This is a genomic window from Micrococcus sp. EWR3.9.1 (assembly GCF_052615555.1).
In genome coordinates this window covers 1-19,386 of the sequence record NZ_JBQXFD010000013.1, presented here as the reverse complement: position 1 = coordinate 19,386, position 19,386 = coordinate 1, and the positions used below count along the sequence as shown (strand labels likewise).

Annotated in this window: 16 protein-coding genes and 2 pseudogenes; 4 read left to right on the top strand and 14 right to left on the bottom strand. The window is 72.5% G+C overall.

Features of this window, described 5'->3' with window-relative positions; translation table 11 throughout:
- Nucleotides 1-108 precede the first annotated feature (108 nt).
- From ACUJ8O_RS08735 to ACUJ8O_RS08725, 3 genes are read right to left on the bottom strand one after another with little or no spacing between them, the layout of a single operon-like run.
- Complete coding sequence (locus ACUJ8O_RS08735) at nucleotides 109-1,464, bottom strand: MFS transporter (RefSeq protein ID WP_152743831.1); 1,356 nt, start codon at nucleotides 1,462-1,464, stop codon at nucleotides 109-111.
- A complete protein-coding gene (locus ACUJ8O_RS08730; RefSeq protein WP_144919193.1) occupies nucleotides 1,461-2,237 on the bottom strand; it encodes an LLM class flavin-dependent oxidoreductase in 777 nt (258 codons plus the stop codon). The genes ACUJ8O_RS08735 and ACUJ8O_RS08730 overlap by 4 nt, the downstream gene beginning before the upstream one ends.
- A gap of 37 nt (nucleotides 2,238-2,274) precedes the next feature.
- Entirely contained in the window at nucleotides 2,275-2,664 is a 390-nt protein-coding gene (locus ACUJ8O_RS08725) for a heavy metal-responsive transcriptional regulator (protein WP_010079214.1), read from the bottom strand.
- A gap of 107 nt (nucleotides 2,665-2,771) precedes the next feature.
- Here ACUJ8O_RS08725 and merA point away from each other — a divergent pair, with 107 nt between their 5' ends.
- On the top strand, nucleotides 2,772-4,196 hold the full coding sequence (gene merA / locus ACUJ8O_RS08720) for a mercury(II) reductase (RefSeq protein WP_010079213.1): 1,425 nt from the start codon (nucleotides 2,772-2,774) through the stop codon (nucleotides 4,194-4,196).
- Between the two features lie 369 nt (nucleotides 4,197-4,565).
- Here the strand turns inward: merA and ACUJ8O_RS08715 are convergent, their stop codons facing one another.
- From ACUJ8O_RS08715 to ACUJ8O_RS08685, 7 genes and pseudogenes are all read right to left on the bottom strand, one after another.
- Entirely contained in the window at nucleotides 4,566-5,468 is a 903-nt protein-coding gene (locus ACUJ8O_RS08715; RefSeq protein ID WP_445373316.1) for a hypothetical protein, read from the bottom strand.
- Between the two features lie 412 nt (nucleotides 5,469-5,880).
- Nucleotides 5,881-6,342 (bottom strand): annotated as a pseudogene (locus ACUJ8O_RS08710) (relaxase/mobilization nuclease domain-containing protein); the annotation flags it as partial.
- Nucleotides 6,339-6,800, bottom strand: coding sequence for a hypothetical protein (locus ACUJ8O_RS08705; protein WP_225348371.1), 462 nt, complete (start codon nucleotides 6,798-6,800; stop codon nucleotides 6,339-6,341). The gene ACUJ8O_RS08705 and the pseudogene ACUJ8O_RS08710, both read right to left, overlap by 4 nt.
- 125 nt (nucleotides 6,801-6,925) lie before the next feature.
- Nucleotides 6,926-8,347, bottom strand: a complete 1,422-nt coding sequence (locus ACUJ8O_RS08700) for a Rep family protein (protein WP_073117383.1) — start codon at nucleotides 8,345-8,347, stop codon at nucleotides 6,926-6,928.
- Nucleotides 8,348-8,689: 342 nt separating this feature from the next.
- Nucleotides 8,690-8,937 (bottom strand): annotated as a pseudogene (locus ACUJ8O_RS08695) (hypothetical protein).
- A 393-nt stretch (nucleotides 8,938-9,330) separates the two neighbouring features.
- The gene (locus ACUJ8O_RS08690) at nucleotides 9,331-10,767 is read right to left on the bottom strand and encodes a recombinase family protein (RefSeq protein WP_445373315.1); all 1,437 of its coding nucleotides are present in this window, start codon (nucleotides 10,765-10,767) and stop codon (nucleotides 9,331-9,333) included.
- 43 nt (nucleotides 10,768-10,810) lie between these two features.
- On the bottom strand, nucleotides 10,811-11,065 hold the full coding sequence (locus ACUJ8O_RS08685) for an LLM class flavin-dependent oxidoreductase (protein ID WP_100058355.1): 255 nt from the start codon (nucleotides 11,063-11,065) through the stop codon (nucleotides 10,811-10,813).
- 139 nt (nucleotides 11,066-11,204) lie between these two features.
- On the opposite strand from ACUJ8O_RS08685, the gene ACUJ8O_RS08680 reads away from it, so the two are divergent.
- The 3 genes from ACUJ8O_RS08680 (at nucleotide 11,205) to ACUJ8O_RS08670 (ending at nucleotide 14,450) form a co-directional block, all read left to right on the top strand.
- Entirely contained in the window at nucleotides 11,205-11,621 is a 417-nt protein-coding gene (locus tag ACUJ8O_RS08680) for an ankyrin repeat domain-containing protein (protein ID WP_010079207.1), read from the top strand.
- 119 nt (nucleotides 11,622-11,740) lie between these two features.
- Complete coding sequence (gene dusB / locus ACUJ8O_RS08675; RefSeq protein ID WP_445373314.1) at nucleotides 11,741-13,051, top strand: tRNA dihydrouridine synthase DusB; 1,311 nt, start codon at nucleotides 11,741-11,743, stop codon at nucleotides 13,049-13,051.
- Nucleotides 13,044-14,450, top strand: a complete 1,407-nt coding sequence (locus tag ACUJ8O_RS08670; RefSeq protein ID WP_101967287.1) for a deoxyguanosinetriphosphate triphosphohydrolase — start codon at nucleotides 13,044-13,046, stop codon at nucleotides 14,448-14,450. The genes dusB and ACUJ8O_RS08670 overlap by 8 nt, the downstream gene beginning before the upstream one ends.
- Before the next feature lie 18 nt (nucleotides 14,451-14,468).
- On the opposite strand, the gene ACUJ8O_RS08665 is transcribed toward ACUJ8O_RS08670, so the two are convergent.
- The 4 genes from ACUJ8O_RS08665 to ACUJ8O_RS08650 all read right to left on the bottom strand — a co-directional run bounded on the left by ACUJ8O_RS08665 (nucleotide 14,469) and on the right by ACUJ8O_RS08650 (nucleotide 19,372).
- Entirely contained in the window at nucleotides 14,469-15,623 is a 1,155-nt protein-coding gene (locus ACUJ8O_RS08665; protein ID WP_197458565.1) for an ABC transporter ATP-binding protein, read from the bottom strand.
- Nucleotides 15,624-15,628: 5 nt separating this feature from the next.
- Complete coding sequence (locus ACUJ8O_RS08660) at nucleotides 15,629-17,176, bottom strand: ABC transporter permease (RefSeq protein WP_010079202.1); 1,548 nt, start codon at nucleotides 17,174-17,176, stop codon at nucleotides 15,629-15,631.
- Between the two features lie 77 nt (nucleotides 17,177-17,253).
- On the bottom strand, nucleotides 17,254-18,345 hold the full coding sequence (locus ACUJ8O_RS08655; protein WP_036317448.1) for an iron ABC transporter substrate-binding protein: 1,092 nt from the start codon (nucleotides 18,343-18,345) through the stop codon (nucleotides 17,254-17,256).
- A 106-nt stretch (nucleotides 18,346-18,451) separates the two neighbouring features.
- Complete coding sequence (locus ACUJ8O_RS08650) at nucleotides 18,452-19,372, bottom strand: SIR2 family NAD-dependent protein deacylase (protein WP_036317446.1); 921 nt, start codon at nucleotides 19,370-19,372, stop codon at nucleotides 18,452-18,454.
- Nucleotides 19,373-19,386: the final 14 nt, after the last annotated feature.

Sequence of the window (19,386 nt, the reverse complement as noted above, 5' to 3'; positions counted from 1 at the left end):
GGAGCACCTGGCGGCCCAGGCCCTCGCCGGCGAGGTCGACGACGACTGAGCGGTTTCTGCCTGCCCCGGACCCCGGGCCCTGTACCCCGGACCCCGGGCACAGAGTGGTCACGACACGCCGCGTGCACCCGCGCGAGACGGCGTGTCGTGACCACTCTGCGGGGAGGCGGGCAGCCGGGCGGCCAGCACCGCCCCGACGGCGGCCAGGCCCAGGAACACCGTCAGCGCCGGTGCCAGACCGACGGCGCCGGCCAGCGCCCCGACCGCCGGGCTGAGCCCGACCCCGGCCAGCCGCATGCACCAGCTCGTCACCGCCAGCCCGGTCTGCGGCCGGAGCCCGGGCGCCTCGTCGCCGAGCGCATAGGCCACGGGCACCACCACGGCGCAGCCCAGCCCCGCCAGCGCCAGCCCCGCGAACGCGGCAGGCACGGCCACCGGCCCCGGCAGCGGCGCCAGGGCCAGTCCCAGCCCCACGACGACGGCGCCCAGCCCCGCCGTCAGCGCCCCGCGGCGGCCCAGGGCGGCGAGGGTGCGGTCGCCCGCGAGGCGTCCGACGAACTGCGCGCCCAGCAGCGTCGACGCGCCGAGCACCGCCGCGGCCGGGTCCAGGCCGCGCTCGGTGATCAGGAACAGGGTGGCCCACGCGTTGCCGAACTCCTCCACGCCGAAGCCGGCCATCCCGATCACCACGGCGGGGAGGAGCGCGGCCACGGCGGCGCGGCGGGGCAGGGCCGGGGCGGGCGGTGCGGACGTCTCCGACGGCGCGGGTGACTGATCCGAGGCGTCGCGGGCGGACGCCGAGTCCGAGGGCGCCTCCGCCAGGAACAGGCGCCGGACCCCCAGCAGCACCGCGACGCACACGGCGCCGTTGAGCCCCAGGTGCAGGGCCGCGGGGCCGCCCACGGTGATGACCGCCGCACCGAGCCCGGCACCGGCGGCCGCTCCGAGGCTCCAGCCGGCGTGCATGGTCGTGAGCACGGGCCGGGCCAGCCGGGTCTGCACCTGCAGGCCCTGCGCGTTCTGGGCGGTGTCCACGACGGCGTCGAGCACGCCTGAGGCCAGGACGAGGCCCGCGAAGACCCACAGCGGCCAGGCCGCGGCCGTGCCCGCACCGTGCCCGGCCCCCGCGCCCGCCCCGGCGACGTCGAGGACGAGACCGGCCGCCGTCGTGAGCAGGGCGATGGCCACGCTGCCGGCGAGCATGACGCGTCGGGCGCCGAACCGGCGCAGGATCGGCGCGGGCAGGGGCCCGGCGAGCGTGCCGCCCACGGCGAGCGCGATGACGAGCAGGCCGAAGGCGGCCGGGTCCAGGCGGAATACGGCCTTGGCCTCCGGGTAGTGCGGGATGAGCGCGCCGAGCAGGGCGCCGTTCGTCGCGAAGGCGGCGGTGACGGCCCAGCGCGCGCGACGGGCTCGGGCGGCGTCGTCGGCGGCGGCTGGGAGGTGCGGCGCGGCCTGGCTCATGCATCCCAGCCGAGCAGGCGCCAGACCTCCGCCCAGCCGGCGAAGATCTTCGCGTTGTACTCGACCCCGAGCTGATTGGGGTTGGCGAACAGGACCCAGTCGGCGGCGGCGACGGCGTCGTCGGCGGCGAGCTTCTCCGCGACCTCCTCGGCGGACCCGGCATAGGTCGGGCCGGAGCGGGCGGCGCCGCCCTCGAGCATGCCGGAGGAGTCGCGCGAGGCCCGCTCCCGGCCGAAGTACAGCTCGTCCTCCCGGTCCTGGATGACGAACGCGGAGCGCGTGACCGCCGTGCGGCCCGGACCGGCGTGGCCGGCCGCGGCGAAGGCCTCCCGGTAGCGGGCGATCTGGTCGGCCTGCTGGACGTGGAAGGGGCGGCCGTCGTCCTGCAGGAGCAGGGTGGAGGAGAGCATGTTGTAGCCGTCCGCGGCGGCGCCGGCCACCGAGCCCACAGAGCCGGACCCCCACCAGATGCGGTCCGCGAGCCCGGGGGAGTGCGGCTCGATCCGCAGCGGCTGCGAGCTGTGCGCCCAGCCGGAGGTGAGGTCCGGCGTTGCGATGCCCTCGCCGCGCACGGCCGAGAGGAACCGGCGTCCGCGCTCTCGGGTCACGTCGGCCCAGGTCTGCCCCTCGTCGAGGGCGTAGCCGAACTGCGCCTGGCCGTCGAGGGCGGCCTCGGGTGAGCCGCGGGAGACGCCGAGCTCGAGCCGGCCGCCGGAGATGAGGTCCGTGGTGGCCGCGGCCTCGGCCATGTACAGGGGGTTCTCATAGCGCATGTCGGGCTTGTGGCGTTGGTGCGACCGGCTCTGCCGTTTACAGGTACCGGCAGACCTGGTCCGCGCTGCACGAGTCGGGGTCGGGCTGCGCGGCGTCGCGTCTGAGCTCGGTGATGGTGTCGCGCAGCGCGGCGAGCTGGGCGATCTGCTGCTCGATCTCGGCGAGGCGTGCGTCGAGGAGGTCGCGCACGTGCTCGCAGGGAGCAGCGCCGTCGTCGCGGATGTCGAGGATCTGGCGGATCTGGGCGAGGGTGAGGCCCGCGGCCTGGCCGCGGTGGACGAAGTCGATCCGGGCGGCCGTCTCGGGCGCGTAGTCGCGGTATCCGGACGGCGTGCGCTCGGCCGGCGGCAGCAGGCCCTGCTCCTCGTAGAACCGCAGCGTCTTCGCCGTCGTTCCCGCCCGCTCGGCGAGTTCCCCGATGCGCATCGCAGGCCCCCTCTTCTTTCGGCAGAAGTCCTCTTGACCTTCCCCTGCACTGGAAGGTCCAGTATGGCTGAGACAGACCGGAAGACCAAGTGTTGACAGGAGCTGCGATGCCCACGAAGTACGACCTCGCCATCATCGGATCGGGCGGTGGTGCGTTCGCCGCCGCGATCCGCGCGACCACGCTCGGCAAGTCGGTGGTGATGATCGAGCGCGGGACGCTGGGCGGCACCTGCGTGAACACCGGCTGCGTGCCGTCGAAGGCCCTGATCGCCGCGGCCGACGCACGGCACTCCGCGGCCGACGCCGCCGACCGGTTCCCGGGGATCGCGACGACGGCGGGGCCGGTGGACATGCCCGCCCTGATCGCCGGGAAGCAGGCGCTGGTCGAGTCGCTGCGGGGCGAGAAGTACGCCGACGTCGCCGACTCCTACGGGTGGGCCGTCCGCCGCGGCGACGCCGCGTTCGCCGGCACCCCCGACGCTCCGGTCCTCCAGGTCGCCGGGGACGACGGCAGCACCGAGACGATCGAGGCCGGGCACTTCCTGGTGGCGACCGGCTCTCGGCCGTGGGCCCCGCCGATCGACGGCCTGGACGAGACCGGGTACCTGACCTCGACCACGGCGATGGAGCTGACCGAACTCCCTGAGTCCCTGCTCGTGCTCGGCGGCGGCTACGTCGCCCTGGAGCAGGCGCAGCTGTTCGCCCGGCTCGGCTCCCAGGTCACCGTGCTGGTCCGGTCCCGGCTCGCGTCGAAGGAGGAGCCGGAGGTGTCCAGGACGCTGGAGGAGGTGTTCGCCGACGAGGGCATCCGGGTGGTCCGCCGCGCGCTGCCGACGCGGGTGTCCCGCGACGCCGCGACCGGGCAGGCCGTCGTCACCGCGGACGTCGCCGGGGGGCGGGAGGAGTTCCGCGCCGACCAGGTGCTCGTCGCCCTCGGACGACGACCGGTCACCGACGGGCTCGGCCTCGACAGGGTCGGGGTCGAGACCGGGGACCTCGGCGAGGTGGTCGTCTCCGACCGGATGCAGTCCTCCCACCCGCGGATCTGGGCCGCGGGCGACGTGACCGGCCACCCCGAGTTCGTCTACGTCGCCGCCCACCACGGCACCCTCGTCGCCGAGAACGCGTTCGCCGACGCCGACCGGGCCGTGGACTACGCCCGACTGCCGAGGGTGACGTTCACCGGCCCGGCGATCGGCGCGGTCGGGATGACCGAGAAGGACGTCGTCGCCGCCGGGATCCGCTGCGACTGCCGCGTCCTGCCGCTGCACCACGTGCCCCGCGCACTGGTCAACCGCGACACCCGCGGCTTCGTCAAGATCGTCGTGGACGCCGACACCGGGAAGATTCTCGGCATCACCGCCGTCGCCAAGGACGCCGGCGAGCTCGCCGCCGCCGGGGTCCACGTGCTCGGCAAGACGGTCGCCGAGGTCGCCGACGCCTGGGCCCCCTACCTGACCATGGCCGAGGGCATCCGGATCGCCGCCAAGGCCTTCACCACCGATCCGTCGCTCCTGTCGTGCTGCGCGTGAACGCGCACGCAGACAATCGGGGGGAACGCTCAGCTGGGAGAGGAACAGACGATGAGCGGCGATAAGGACCACGACTCGCATCGCGCGGGCGTGCTTGTCGGTGCTGGGACGGGCTTGCTCCTGTTGGCATGCTGCGCGCTTCCGCTGCTGATCTGCTGCGGCCTGCCTCTCCTCGCCGCGGGCGGAGCCCTCGCAGGTATCGGAGGTTTCCTCGGCAACCCTTGGCTCATCGGTGCCGGGATCGCAGTCGGGGTGGCCGTCACAGCGGCGATCGTCCTCCGGCGACTGCGGCGGCACCGACGTCGCTCGACCGGCTGCTGCGGCAATCGTTCGACTACTGACCGGGGTCAGTAGTTCGAGTGGCTCCAGTCATCGTCGCCAGTTCGGCCACGTCGGCATCCCGCGACCCTTCCAGGTCTCCACGAGGCCAGCAACCCAGCGGACGGACGCGAAGACCCCGTAGCCGGCCGCCGCGAGGCCCGCGGCGATCACGAGCCAGCGCCCGATCCCGAGCCACACGCTACCGTCCACGTCCAGCGCCCACTGAGCGCCTGTGATGAGCCCAGCGATGCCCATCCAGAGCCCGGCGACGACCACCACCACCGGCAGGAGTGCGAGGCACATCGCGGCGGCGGCCGACCAGAGCTGACGGGCCTCCAGCTTCGCCGTGGCAGCGATGATCCGCTCGGCGCGCTCGTTCGATGCGTCGAGGTTTGCCGCGATCGTGGCAGACGCCTCCCCGGCGACCTGTTCGACGGCCTTCACGACTCGCTCCTCGGTGCGCTTTTCGATCCGCTGCACCGCGCCGCCGACCTGGCTGACGAGCTTCTGGTTCGCCGCGGCCCGCGCCTTGAGCCCCTCAATCGCCGATGCCGTAGCCGCGTGATTCCTCTGCGCCTCCGCGACCAAGCTCTGCGACGCGGCGTTCAAGCTCTCGCCGTTGAGACTCTGCGCGAACTCGCCGAGCGTGCTCGCGATCTCGTTCAGCCTGCTCTCGATACTCGCGATCCTCGCGGACGCGTCGCTGGAGGGCGAGGAGGTCGACGCCGAGGCCGTGATCCGCTCCAGCCGCCTCGTCGTCTCCTCGTCCATGACCTTCACGAACCCTGCGAGCTTCTTCTGCTGCTCGGCCAGCCGGTCGAGCCTCGCGTTCTGCGCCTCGACGGCGGCGAGGATCGAGGTCAACGCCTCCATCGTCTCCGGACTGTCGAGCTGCTGCTGCGATCCGCTCTGCGCGTTCTGCTGCTTCAGCCTGTCGAGCGCTGCGCTCATGTTCCTGCTCCTCCTGCTGCTGGTGATAGTCGAAGAACGCCTGCGCGCCCTCCGGGGTGAAGTCCGCCGAGAGTGCGCTCGCGCGCTTGCGGCGCTCGGCGCGTCCGGACTCGCCGCGGCGGTCCTCGATGTAGAGCGTCCAGGTCTCCTGCCCGGCGCGCTTGCCCTTCTTGCTGACGGGGCTGTGCAACCGCATCCGCGGCACCCGCTCCCCGTCATCGCCGAGCTGCTGGTTCTGCTCCTCGATCACCGCTTCGAGACCGGCCTTGTCCACCGCACGGGGATCAGCCAGGGCGGCGCTCATCCGGTCGCCCATCTCGCGGTCGAGCCCGCCCTCGGCGAAGTCCTCGCGGCGCAGCTCCCAGTCCTTCGGCGCGTGCTCCAGACGCTTCACGACCGAGAGACCGTGCTCGCGCATGAGCTCGTCGTTCGCTGACTGAACGCCCCGCTGGTTCCCGGCCTTGCGGTCGTGGAACGTGCGATAGTCCGAGAGCGCCTTCCCCGTCCGATTGCTGTGGTTGATGACCAAGATGTGGTTGTGCGGCTTCTTCCCGCGTCCGTCCACATGGCTCACCACGAGGCAGTCCGCGTTGGGGTGCATCTTCTTCGCGAGCTGGTAACCCAGATCGTTCACCCGCTGCACGTCCTCAGGATTCTTTGGGTCGAACTCGTCGTCGCTGAACGACTGCCTGTAGTGCAGCGCCTCGACGTCACGCTTCGTGTTCTGGGTGAGCGCGCGGGCGCGCGCCGAGAACGCGCCGGGGCCTCCCGGCACGTCGCCCGTGATCGCGACGCCGCGCTCGTCCTCCTTGCCCCGGATGTAGCGCTCGGTGTCGGCGGCGTTGGCGCTCGGACTGTAATGCGTCGTGCTCATGAGGCCGCCCGATCCCCGAGCAGCGCGCGGACCTCGTGCAGCAGCTCGATCAGCTCGGGCACCTCCGCCGACAGCGCCACCGGCTCACCCGCGCGAGCACGGCGGTCCAGGTCGTTGACGTTGATCGCGAGCGGGCGCACCTGGGCGGCCAGCTCCCGAGCATCAGCAGACGCCTGCACGCGCTCCTCGACCCCGAGCAGCTGCGCGGCCACGGCGGCATCCAGCTCCTCGCTCCGAGAGGCGTGCAGGGCATCGCGCACGACGGTCCGCACCCACGTGCTCGGAGCCAGCCCGAGCCGCTTCGCACGAGTGCGAAGCGCCGCGAGCGTGGCGTCATCGAAGCGGGTGTCGAGCCTCCCGCCGCCCCCACGACGACGCTTCGCGCCGCCGTGACTCTGGCGCACAGCCTCCGCATCAGCCCGACCGGTGTTCACCTGGGAGTCGGTCTGCTGCTCCACCTGTACGCCAGAGTGGCAAGCAGTAGCCGTGTCGGACGTTTCGCTGGCGCTCATGTCCTCCCCGGCTGCTTGCGAGGGGCCTCCGGCCCCCTCGACCCCCTGGAAGAGCGCATCGCGTTCGGTGCTCATGCGGCACCTCCGATCAGCGCCAGCGGCACGTCAGGGCTCCGCACCGCGAGCCCACCCAGCAGCTCAGCAACCGCGCCCTCCGCATCATGTTCGGCCGAGGTCTCCGGGCCGTAGGTCAGTTCCCGCGACCCGACGTTCTGGTGGTACGCGTTGCCGTACATACCGGGCGTGTGCGCGGCGGTCGGAACGCTGCACTGGTGCCACTCGTAGGGCTCGATCTTCCCGATGTGCTGCACGAGGTAACGATTGATGTCGTCGGCACGATAGACCTTCACGACCGAGGCCAGCCGGCGGATGAACTGGTCCAGCGCCTCGTCCACGTTGCCCTTCTGGCGGGCGTAGTAGAAGAACTCGACGGGCTCGATCGTCGCCGTGATGACGATGAGGCGCGGGGCGACCTCGCCCTTGTTCTTGTAGCGGGCCTTCGCAGGCGAGGCGTTGTACGGATCGAGCAGCAGCAGCCAGTCGTTCGCATCCATCGCCGAGGCCCGCAGATCGTCCAGCAGCAGCACTTCCTCGCCCCGCCAGTCATCAAGCGGGTTCCCCGTCGCGGCCCGGTAGACCTGCCACCGCTCGCCGTGCGCGTTCGCCGCGTTGATCGCCTCGGTAATGAAGTCCGTGGCGAACCGGGTCTTGCCGATCCCGGCATCCCCATGGACGAACACCACGTGCGTCGAGAACTCACCGGCGCGCAGCTTCGCCGCCGCCCGGTATGCGCGACGCTGGCCGTAGGCCGACAGCGCGTCGTCGATCTCCCGCTGATGCCGCGAGTAGATATCGAACAGCTCGTCCGTGAGCATGATCTGATCCCGCGTGATCTCACCTTGGAGAACGCGCTCCCGCATGTCCTCGAAGTTCTCGGCGACGATCTTCTTCTTCACGTGGGCGCGGCCCTTCAGCCACGTCTCCCGGCGCTGGGCGTCGATCCCGAGGTAGTCAGGCCCACGCACCGTGGCGACCTCCGAAGGCGCGTACTGGTGCTTGTCCGCGTACTTCACGTGCGTCAGATACGACAGCATGTTGTCGAAGGCGTACCGCCCGCGGCCAGGCTTCTCGACGTACTGGGGCTCGACGCCGATGCCGAACGCGAGCCGATCCAGCGGCGCACTCTTCGCACGGCTGGCGAACTTGATCACGGCGTGCAGGTGCTCGGGCTTCGGTTCGACCACCAGGGCCTTCTCCGTGTCACTCCAGACCTCGCGCTCGTCCTTGTCGTGCACGATGCCGTAGGCCTCGACGACCTGGCAGCCGGTGGCCTCGAGCCGCTGCACCACGTAGGCGAGGATCGCCTCGGCACCCTGCTGGAGCAGCGCGGCCCCGTTCGGGTCCTCGGCAGCCCAGGCCCAGTACGACGGATCGAGGTACTGCGTGAGCCCGATGCTCGTCGGGTTGTTCTCCTGCTTAGCCACGGCGACCACCCCCGCCGCGGGCGGCGCGGAGGGCCTCAGAGGGAGTGCGGCGCCTAAATGACCCCCTATTGACCCCCAAATGAGACCCCATATGATCCCGCGGGACCACGCGACGGAGCGAGGGCGGAACAGGCCGCTGACCAGGCATGTTGTTGCAAGGCGCGGCAATCGACAAGCCCTTGCCGCGCCCGTAGGAACGAATGGGGGTCTCGTAACTCTTGGAGTGCGAAGCACGGCTACGGGCAGCCATCACGACGACGGGCAGCCCGCCTTCGGCGGGTGCCAGGCCAGGCCCTCCGGGCGGGGTCAGGTTGGTGGGAGCGGTGCTGAGGTTGCGTGCGTCGGCGTACATCAGCGACCACCGCCCCGGCCGTAGCGCTTGATGACAGCCTGATGCGTGACGCCGAGGGCGTCGCCGATCCTGGCCCAGGTCACCCCATCGGCTCGGGCGTCGGCGACGGCGATCTCGACGGCCTTTCCAGCACAGAGCGGAGCACGCCGAGGTCGTAGAGCTGGGCCTCGGCGTCGGCGAGGGACGGGTCGCCCTGACGCCAGCGGAAGCCGGTCAAGTGATCGAAGGCGGCGGAGTTCGCGCTCATCAGCGACCACCGCCCATCACAGAGGCAACGGCGGCGCGCTGGCGCGGGGTCAGCGGAGTGAGTGCCAGGCGCTCACCGGCTCGGCGGCCAGCGGCGCGGGCGGCGGCGATGACGGGATCGTGGCCGTCTGCCTGCGGAGAAGGAGCGGAGCCCTGATCGAGGCCAGGGCGGACGAGCGCGGATGCGCGGGGAACGTCGATAACGACAGACATCGGAAGTCCTCAGACATGAGTATCTTCCGGTTCCCCGCCACGGTAATTGGGCTGTTTGACCGGCTACTCATCCGGGAGCAGAACCCCGCGCTTCTAAGTCGCGGCCCCGGTGGGATCTTCTAGTCTGCAACCATTCTTCCATGACTCGACTCACCAGTGCAATGACGAGTCGAGTCATGAGTCAGTCGCGTCTCGGCTCGATCCGCACGAGATCGGGGTCGAACTTCACGTGACCCGGCATGATGGGCTCGATGGTCACCGTCACCAGCTCGTCCACGAGCATCCGGCGACGGTCCATGTCCAACGCCTTCCACTTCGACTCGACAACCTCGCGGCGCTCCGCGGTGCCGACCGGCTCATCGACCTCCGCCAGCAGCTTCGCCGCCACCGACACCGAGCGGTCGAGCAGCTCCGCGTCGATCTCGTCGATGCGAGCCTTCACGTCGTTGATCGCCGCCGTGATCTCCAGGACCGGCTGATGGATGTCGCGCAGCAGCGGGCTCAGCTCCTTCACCCGCTCGACCAGGGCGTTCCGTTCGGTCAGCAGTTCCTCGCGATCCGGCCCGGCGGCTTCCTGCGGCATCACGAGGTCGTGCACGTCCACGGACGACAGGCGCGTGAGCACCGCCTCGGTGACCATCGCATCGACGGGCTCGCGCTGGCGGGTGAGATGGAACTGCTCGCCACAACGGTACGTCGGCTGCTTGCGGCTGTTCGTCCCCGAGACGAGCGTCGCGCCGCACTTCCCACAGAGGCCGATCGTGGACAGGAGGTACTTCGGCTGATTGCCCTGCCTCGCCGACCTCCGCACGTTGTCCTCCAGCTTCGCCACCGCGGCCCGCCACGTCTGCTCGCCGACGATGGGCGGGAACGCCTCGCCCTGCACCGGGTACAGCTCGCCGGTCTTGTAGTGGCGGATGAAGCCAGCGTAGAGCGAGTTCGCCAGCAGATACCGCACAGCATCGACGGAGAACTCCGACCCGCGGGCGGTGAGGTGGCCAGCGCTGTTCAAGTCCTCCCGGATGCGACGGATCGACAGCGACGGCTCACCGAGGAACGCATCGAAGGCCCGCCGAACTGCGGCGGCCTCCTCCTCGATCAGCTCGCCCTCCCTCGTCCAACCGAACGCCTTCCAGGTGGACGCCGGGATGCCTTCGGCGCGGCGGCGCTCGTTCGACCTGATCTGCCGCTCCGCCTTGCGTCGAGCCTCGAACCGGGCGAGAGCGGCGAGCATCGTCGCTCGGAACTCTCCGTCGGCCGTCGAGAGGTCGATCTCGCCGTCCACTGTGACGACGCGCAGGCCGAGGTCGATCAGCGTGTTGAGGTCCTTCGTGCTCCGCAGCAGTCGGTCCATGTCCACGGCGACGACCATCGAGAATCGACCTGCTCGGGCGTCGTCCAACATCTCGGCCCAGCGGGTGCCAGCTCGACGCTTCTTCGTCGCCGACACCGCGTTGTCCTCGTAGACCTCGACCACGTTCCAGTCCTTGGCCTCGGCCAATGCCCCGATCTTCCTCAGTTGTGTATCGACCGTCCAGCGGTCGCCTTTGCGGTCCATGGAGGCGCGGACGTAGGCCGCCACCTCGTTCGTCTTCCTCAGCGCTACCAGTTCGACCATGCAACCAAGCTTACGTGGACGAGTGTTGCAACCCCGACATGCGCTACCGCAGGTCGATCACGCCGGTGCCGAGGCTGATCCGCTCGGTGCGGGCGGCCATCGCGGCGAGGATCGGGAACGGCGAGGAGAACATCCGCTGGAAGTGGTGGACGCGCAGCCAGGCGCCGTCGAGCCCGGCGTCCTCGGCGGCCACGGCCATGGCGACGACGTCGTCGAGGGCCTGCCGCGCGTCCGGTTCGGCGCCGGGCCGGTGGATCCAGTGGCCGAAGTTGAGGAAGCCGAGGTGCTTGCGGGTCATGCCGGGTGCAACCGCGGGGCGGGCGGGGCTGTTCACGGTGCTCGTCTGACCGCCGGCCGGCGACATCACCTGCGGGCAGACCCGCGGAGATGTCGCTGCGGAGCGGTCGATCGCCGCGGCGTCCGCCATACTGGCGGGCATGAGCGAGCAGTGGAGCGAGAAGGACATCGAGCTGGCGAACCGGCTCTTCGACATGGCGCGGGACGGGGACACGGCCCAGCTGAAGGCATACCTGGACGCCGGGGTGAGCACGCGCCTGCGCAACCACACGGGCGACTCGTTCCTCACCCTCGCCGCCTACCACGAGCACCCGGACACCGTGGCGATGCTCATCGAGGCCGGCGCCGAGATCGAGCACGCCAACGATCGCGGCCAGCGCGCCCTGACCTGCGCCACGTTCAAACGGGATGTCGCCTCGATGCGGCATCTGCTCGCGGCCGGGGCGGACCCGGACGCGGGCACCCCCTCGGCGCGTCAGACCGCTCAGATGTTCGCCGGTGCTGACCTGCTGGCGGTGCTCGACGGCGGGGACGCGGCGCCGGCGTCGGAGGCCTGACCCGCCGGGAGGATGGTCTGCCCGTCCCGGCGGGGTGCCTCGGTGATCGCCTCCCAGCGGGCCTCGTCGTGGGGCACGGTGACGCGGGTGCCGGGCGGAATGGAAGAATGGGATCCGACATGACTTCTTCCCACACCCTCCCCGCCGCGGCGATGACCGACGCCGACGACGTTGCCGACCCTCACGCCGCGCACTACGCCAAGTCCGCCGGCGCGGGTCGACGCATCACCGACGACGACCAGCTCCACGAGGGCCGCCACCCCGCCCCGACGACGGACCGCCTGACCCTGCCCCCGCTGCGGCTGGGACCGCTGACCATCGACGTCCCCGTGGTGCTCGCCCCGATGGCCGGCATCACGAACACCGCGTTCCGGCGCCTGTGCCGGGAGTACGGCGGCGGCCTCTACGTGAACGAAATGGTCACCGCCCGGGCTCTCGTGGAGCGCAAGCCCGAGTCGATGCGGATCATCCAGCACGACCCGGACGAGGTGCCCCGCTCCGTCCAGCTCTACTCGGTGGATCCGGTCACCACCGGCGCCGCGGTGCGGATGCTGGTCGAGGAGGACCGCTGCGACCACATCGACATGAACTTCGGCTGCCCCGTGCCCAAGGTGACCCGCCGCGGCGGCGGCTCCGCCCTGCCGTGGAAGTCGGAGCTGTTCGCCTCGATCGTCAAGGCGGCCGTGACCGAGGCGGCCAAGAAGGACATCCCGGTGACCGTGAAGATGCGCCGCGGCATCGACGAGGACCACCTGACCTTCCTCGACGCCGGCCGCACGGCCCGCGACCTCGGCGTCGCCGCCGTCGCCCTCCACGGCCGCACCACGCGCCAGTTCTACTCGGGCACCGCCGTGTGGGACGACATCGCCCGGCTGCGCGAGGCCCTGCCGGACATCCCCGTGCTCGGCAACGGCGACATCTGGTCCGCGGAGGACGCCATCGCGATGGTCGAGCGCACGGGCGTGGACGGCGTCGTGATCGGCCGCGGCTGCCAGGGAAGGCCCTGGCTGTTCGGGGACCTGCAGGCCGCCTTCGAGGGCCGCCAGGACCGGTTCCAGCCGACCCTGGGCATGGTCGCGGACACGCTGTACCGCCACGCCGAGCTGCTCGTGGACACCTTCGGCGGCGACGAGCTCAAGGCGCTGCGGGACATCCGCAAGCACGTGGCCTGGTACTTCAAGGGCTACCCCGTGGGCTCGGAGATCCGCACCGCGCTGTCCACCGTCCCGGACCTGGCCACGATGCGCGAGATCCTCACCCGCGTGGACCGCGACCAGCCCTACCCGGGCGAGGCCGCCGAGGGCCCCCGCGGCCGGGCCGGCGCCCCCAAGCGCCCGCACCTGCCGGACGGCTGGCTGGACTCCCGCGAGCTCAACGCCGAGCAGCAGGCCATGATCCAGGCCGCCGAGCTGGACGTCTCCGGTGGCTGAGCCCACGACGCCGGTGCCCGCCGCCGGAACGCCCGCCGCGCCGTCGTCGCACTGGACCGGCGCCGCCCACCAGCCGGTGCTGTTCGGCCCGGAAGGCCGGCCCCCGTATGCCGGCCGCGCCGTGCAGACCCCCGGCTACACGCCGTGGGACCGGGAGCGGTGGCTGCCCGAGCCGCCCAAGTCCTCCTACCGTTCGGACTTCGAGCGGGACCGTGCCCGCGTGCTGCACTCCGCGGGCCTGCGCCGGCTGGGGGCCAAGACCCAGGTGGTCGCCCCGGACGCGGACGACTTCGCCCGCACCCGCCTGACCCACTCGCTCGAGGTGGCGCAGGTGGGGCGTGAGCTCGGCCGGTCGCTGGGCTGCGACCCCGACCTCGTGGACACCGCCTGCCTGTCCCACGACCTCGGCCACCCGCCCTTCGGGCACAACGGGGAGAAGGCGCTCGACGCGCTCAGCGAGGACGTCGGCGGCTTCGAGGGCAACGCCCAGACCCTGCGCTTGCTGGCCCGCCTCGAGCAGAAGAAGCTCTTCGCGGACGGCTCCTCCGCGGGCCTGAACCTCACGCGGGCCGCCCTCGACGCCGCATGCAAGTACCCATGGACCCGTGAGGACGCCCCGCTGCGCCCGGACGGCACGCGGTCGCGCAAGTTCGGCGTCTACGAGGACGACCTGCCCGTGTTCCGCTGGTTCCGCGCCGGGGTGCCCGGCACGCGCACGTCCATGGAGGCCCAGGTCATGGACCTCGCGGACGACATCTCCTACTCCGTGCACGACGTCGAGGACGGCGTGGTCAACGCCGTGTTCCAGCTCAAGTGGCTGGCCATCCCGGAGCACCGGGAGCGCGTCGTGGAGACCACCCGCCAGTGGTACCTGCCGCACACGGACCCGGCCGAGGTCGACGCGGCCCTGGCCCGCCTCGAGGCCACCGACGTGTGGGTCTCCGAGATGGACGGCTCCCGGCGGGCGCTGGCGGCGATGAAGGACATGACGAGCCAGCTGATCGGCCGGTTCTGCACCGCCGCCTTCGACGCCACGCGCCAGGTGTTCGGCAACGAGCCGCTGACCCGCCACGGCGCCGACGTCGTGGTGCCCGAGGAGACGGAGACCGAGATCGCCGTGATGAAGGGCATCGCGGCGGCCTACGTGATGACCGCGGAGCAGCGTCAGCCGCTCTACGCGCGGCAGCGCGAGGTGCTTGCGGAGCTCGTGGCGCTGCTGGACGCCACGGGGGACCGGTACCTCGAGCCGATGTTCGCGTTCGACTGGGCGCAGGCCCCCGACGACGCCGCCCGGCGGCGCGTGGTGATCGACCAGATCGCCTCGCTCACCGATTCGACCGCCGTCGAGTGGCATCACACCCTGGTGCAGGGCGCGGAGTTCCGGCGCGTCTGGATCTGAGGGGCCGCCCCGGGCCGGTCACTCGCCCGGGGCGACGACGGCGCACGGGCCCGCGAGCCGGACCCCGCAGGCGGCGTCGAGCGGGGGCAGCGCCCCCTCCACGCGGGCCTGGGCCCGGGTGCCGTCGGCCAGCTGGACCGTGGCCACCGAGTCGTGGCCGCGGTAGTCCACGTCCACCACGGTGGCGGGCGTCCAGACGCGCGCGGCCTCGACCCCGTCCACGTCAACGGTCGGGTCGAGGGTGCCGCGCACGTGCTCGGGGCGGACCACCACGAGGTCCCCGGGCACAGCCGTGGCCGCACGCGCCCCGTGCAGGGGCACCGGGCCGAGGGCGGTGCGCCCGATCCGCCGGCCGCCGTCGCGCTCCGGCCCGGTCACGTCCAGCAGCGGCAGCAGGGAGGCCTCCCCGACGAACGCGGCGACCCAGGCGTCGGCCGGGTGCGCGTACACCTCGTCCGGCGTGCCCAGCTGGCGCAGGCGCCCGGCCCGCATCACGGCCGCGCGGTCGGCCATGGACAGGGCCTCGGACTGGTCGTGGGTGACGAGCACGGCCGTGGCGCCGTCCTCCTTCAGCGCCTGGCGCACGTCCCGGCGCAGGCCGCTGCGCAGGGAGGCGTCGAGGGCGCCGAAGGGCTCGTCCAGCAGGATCAGCGGCGGGCGCGGGGCCATCGCCCGGGCCAGGGCCACGCGCTGCTGCTGGCCGCCGGAGAGCTCGTGCGGCATGCGCTCGCCGTGGCCGGCGAGGTCCACGAGCTCGAGGCACTCCTGGATGCGGGCCATCCGCCCGGGCCGGCGGCGGCGCAGCCCGAAGCCCACGTTCTCCGCCACGCTCAGGTGCGGGAACAGGGCGCCGTCCTGGGGCACCACGGCCACGTGCCGGCGGTGGGCGGGCACGTGCACGCGGGGCAGGGCCACCACGGAGCCGGCAAGGCTGATGCGGCCGGACTCGATGCGCTCGAAGCCGGCCAGGCAGCGCAGCAGCGTGGTCTTCCCGCAGCCGGAGGGGCCGAGCACGGCGAGCAGCTCGCCCGGCTCCAGGTCGAACTGCACGCCCTCCAGGACGGGCCCCTCCCCGTAGGAGGCGCCGAGGTCGGCCACGGACACGGCGTGGCCGACGCCGGGCCGGGGACCGGCCGGGCGGGACGCGCGGGTCGAGGCGGCGGGGGAGGGCATGGCGGTCATTCTGACACCTCGTTCGGGGTCGACGGGGCGCTCGAGCGGCCGCGCACGGCCGCGACGATCCCCGTGCGGTGGACCACCACCCACGTGGGCACCGCGGCGAGCAGCACGAGGGTGAGCGCGTAGGGGGCGGCCTCGGCGTACCGGCCCACGCTGGTGGCGTTCCACAGGCGGGTGGCGAGCGTGTCCATGCCGGTGGGCCGCAGCAGCAGCGTGGCGGGCAGCTCCTTCATGGCGGTGAGGGCCACCAGCGCGACGCCGGCGCCCACCCCCGGCAGCGCCAGCGGCAGGGTCACGCGGCGCAGCACCTCGGCGCCCGAGGAGCCCAGGGACCGGGCCGCCTCCTCGAGGGCAGGGGAGGACTGGGCGACGGCCCCGGCCACCGACGTGACCGCCAGCGGCAGGAACAGGGTGGCGTAGGCGAAGGCCACCATCCACGTGGTCTGGTAGAGCGCCGGGACCAGGGAGACCCCGAGGAACACGAGGGAGAGCCCCACGACGACGCCGGGCAGCCCGTGCGCGAGGAACGCGGCGCGCTCGGCGATCCGGGAGACGCGCCCCGGGTGGCGGGCGGCGAGGATGCCGATCGGCAGGGCGAGGGCGAGGGTGAGCGCCGCGCCCGCGCCCGCCAGGACCACGGAGCCGGAGACGGCGTCGAGCCAGCGGTCCCGGACGGCGGACAGGGACGTGCCCTCGCCCATCCAGCGGACCAGGCTCACCGCGGGCACGCCCAGCGCGGCGCCCGTGACCACGGCGAGGAGCCCGGTGCCGACCCAGCGGGACCGGCCCAGCCGGTGCACGCTGACCCGGCGGACCGTGCGACCGGAGCGGACGCCGTCGTCGGCCCGGCGGGTGCGGGACTCGCCCCAGAGCACCAGCACCGTCAGCAGCACGAGCACGGTGGCCAGGGTGAGGGCGAGCTGCCGGTTGAAGCCCACCTCGAGCGCCGTGAAGATCGCCCGGGTGAAGGTGTCCAAGCGCAGGATGGCCACGGCGCCGAAGTCGGAGAGCACGTAGAGGGCCACCAGCAGGGCGCCGCCGGCGATCGCCGGGCGCACTTGGGCGAGCGTGACGGTGAACAGCGTGGCGGCGGGGCCGCGGCCGAGCGAGCGGGCCACGTCCTCCTGGCCGGGGTCGATGCGGGAGAGCGCGGCCGCCACCGGCAGGTATACGTACGGGTACGTGTAGAGGGTCATCACCGTCACCGCGGCCCAGAACCCCTCGAAGCGCCCCGCCTCCACGCCGGGCAGCAGGTCCGAGACGGACACCCACGTGAACGCCGCCACGTAGGAGGGCACGGCCAGCGGCAGCGCCAGCAGGACGGCCAGCAGGCCGCGGCCGGGCGTGTCGGTGCGGGTGACGAGCCAGGCGGCGCCCACGCCGATCACCAGGCACAGCGCGGTCACCACGGCGGTGAGCGCGAGCGAGGTGGCGGCCAGGGCGCCCACGCGCGGGCTCACGACGGCGTCCAGCCAGGGGCCGAACCCGCCCTGGGCGGTGCGCAGGAACAGGTAGCCGATGGGGACGAGCGCGACCGCCGCGGCCACGAGGGCCGCGGCGGTCAGCGCCGCGGGAGCGCGCCGTCCGCGCGTGCGGCGGACGGCCGGCTCCGGTGCTCGGGGGGTCAGAGCAGGCCCGCCTCCTGGATCATCTGGATGGTGGTCTGGAGGTCGTCCAGGTCGTTGAGGTCCACGTCGGGGGCCTTGACCTCGGAGAGCTCCGGGAAGCCGGCCGGCTGCTCCACGCCCTCCACGAGCGGGTACTCGCCGGTCTCCTCGGCGAAGTACGACTGACCGTCCTCGGAGAGAAGGTACTCCACGAGGGCGGCGGCGTCGCCGTCCTCCTGCTCGCCCACCAGGCCCATGCCGGACACGTTCACCAGCGAGCCGAGGTCGCCGTCGGGGAAGAAGTGCAGGGACGCGCCCAGCTCCTCCGGGGCGACGCCCTTCTCCCGGGCCAGCTCGAACAGGTAGTAGTGGTTGACCAGGCCGGTGTCCAGGGTGCCGGCGTCCACGTCGGCGAGGATCTCGCCGTTCTTCTCGCGGCGCTGCGGGTCGTTGGCGGCGAAGTCCTCGAGCCAGGTCCGGGCCTCGTCCTCGCCCTTCTGCAGGCGAAGGGCGGTGACGAACGTCTGGAAGGACGCGTTGGTGGGGGCGACGCCGACGCGGCCCTTCCACTTCGGATCGGTCAGCTCGTCGACCGACGTCGGGAGGTCGGCCTCGGGGACCTTCTCCTCGTTGTAGGCCAGCACGCGGACGCGGCCGGTCAGGCCGACCCAGTCGCCCTCGTCGTCCCGGTAGGTCTCGGGCACGCGGTCCAGGGTCTCCTGGGCGAGGGGCGTGAACAGGCCCTCCTTGGCGACGGCGCCGAGCGCGCCCGCATCCTGGGAGAGGAACACGTCGGCGGGGGAGCCCTCGCCCTCCTCGATCAGCTGCGCGGCCATGGCGGGGGTCTTGTCGTAGCGGACCTCCACCTCGATGCCGGTCTCGTCGGTGAACTCGTCCAGGATCGGCTGGACGAGGTCCTCGCTGCGGCCCGAGTACAGGGTGACCTTCTTGTCCGACTCGGCGGCGGAGGCGGAGCCGGACGCCGCGCCGGACGCGGAGTCCGAGCCGGAGCCGCCGGTGCCGCCGGCGCAGGCGGTCAGGGCGAGCAGCAGCGTGGCGGACACGGCCGAGAGGCGGACACCACGCGAGAGGGCGCGGGACTGGGGCATGGCAATCTCGATTCGGGAGGAGTGGCGGGGGCGGCGCCGCGGGCCAGGGGTTCCTGGCGGGCCGGCAAGGGGAGCCTATTAAGTCATGCGTGTGTTGTCTATTGCGTCACCATGTGACGTGCCTCGCAGTCGACAAGGCCCCCGACGGCCCGGGCCAGACGCCGGCGACGAGCGCGGGCAGCACCGCCCCGGCCGAGCCGCGCAGCGCGTGCGTCACCGCGCCGCTCAGCTCGGTCTTCACGGGGTTCACCTCGACGACGGCGACCCCGGCTCCCAGCGCCACGAACGGCAGGGACGCGGCCGGCTGGATCAGGCCCGAGGTGCCGACGACGAGGGCCAGGTCGCAGCGCTCCAGCGCCTCGTAGGCGCGCTCCCACGGCTCCTGCGGCAGCATCTCGCCGAACCACACCACGCCCGGCCGGATCCGTCCCGTCCCGCACGCCGGGCACGCCGGCGGCGCCTCACGCAGCATCGCCTCCAGGTCCGCCTCCGAGCCGGCCGCGTCCACGTCCGAGGGCGCGCCCGGGTCCACGTCCGCCGGGGCCCCGCACTCGGCGCAGCGGTGTTCGAACAGCGAGCCGTGCAGGTGCGCGAGCACGCGGGCGCCGGCCCGCTCGTGCAGGTCGTCCACGTTCTGGGTGACCACCTCCAGGTCGGGTGTGCGGCGCTGCCAGGCGGCGACGGCGTCGTGCCCCGGATTCGGTCGGCGGGCCCGCACCATCCGGGCACGCCACCGGTACCAGGACCACACGAGCGCGGGATCGGCGAGGAACGCCTCCTCCGTGGCGAGCTGTTCCGCGGAGAAGCGCTCCCACAGGCCGGTCTGGGCGTCACGGAACGTGGGGATGCCGGACTCGGCGCTCATCCCCGCCCCGGAGAGCACCACGGGACGCTCGGCGGCGGCCACGAGCGCGCGGACGGCGTCCAGCGCGCCAGGGTCGAGGTCGGGAGCGGAGGCGGCGAGGACGGGAGCGGAGGCGGCGAGGACGGGGGCGGAGGCGGCGAGGACGGGGTGCGGATCGGCCATGTCCCCAGCCTAGG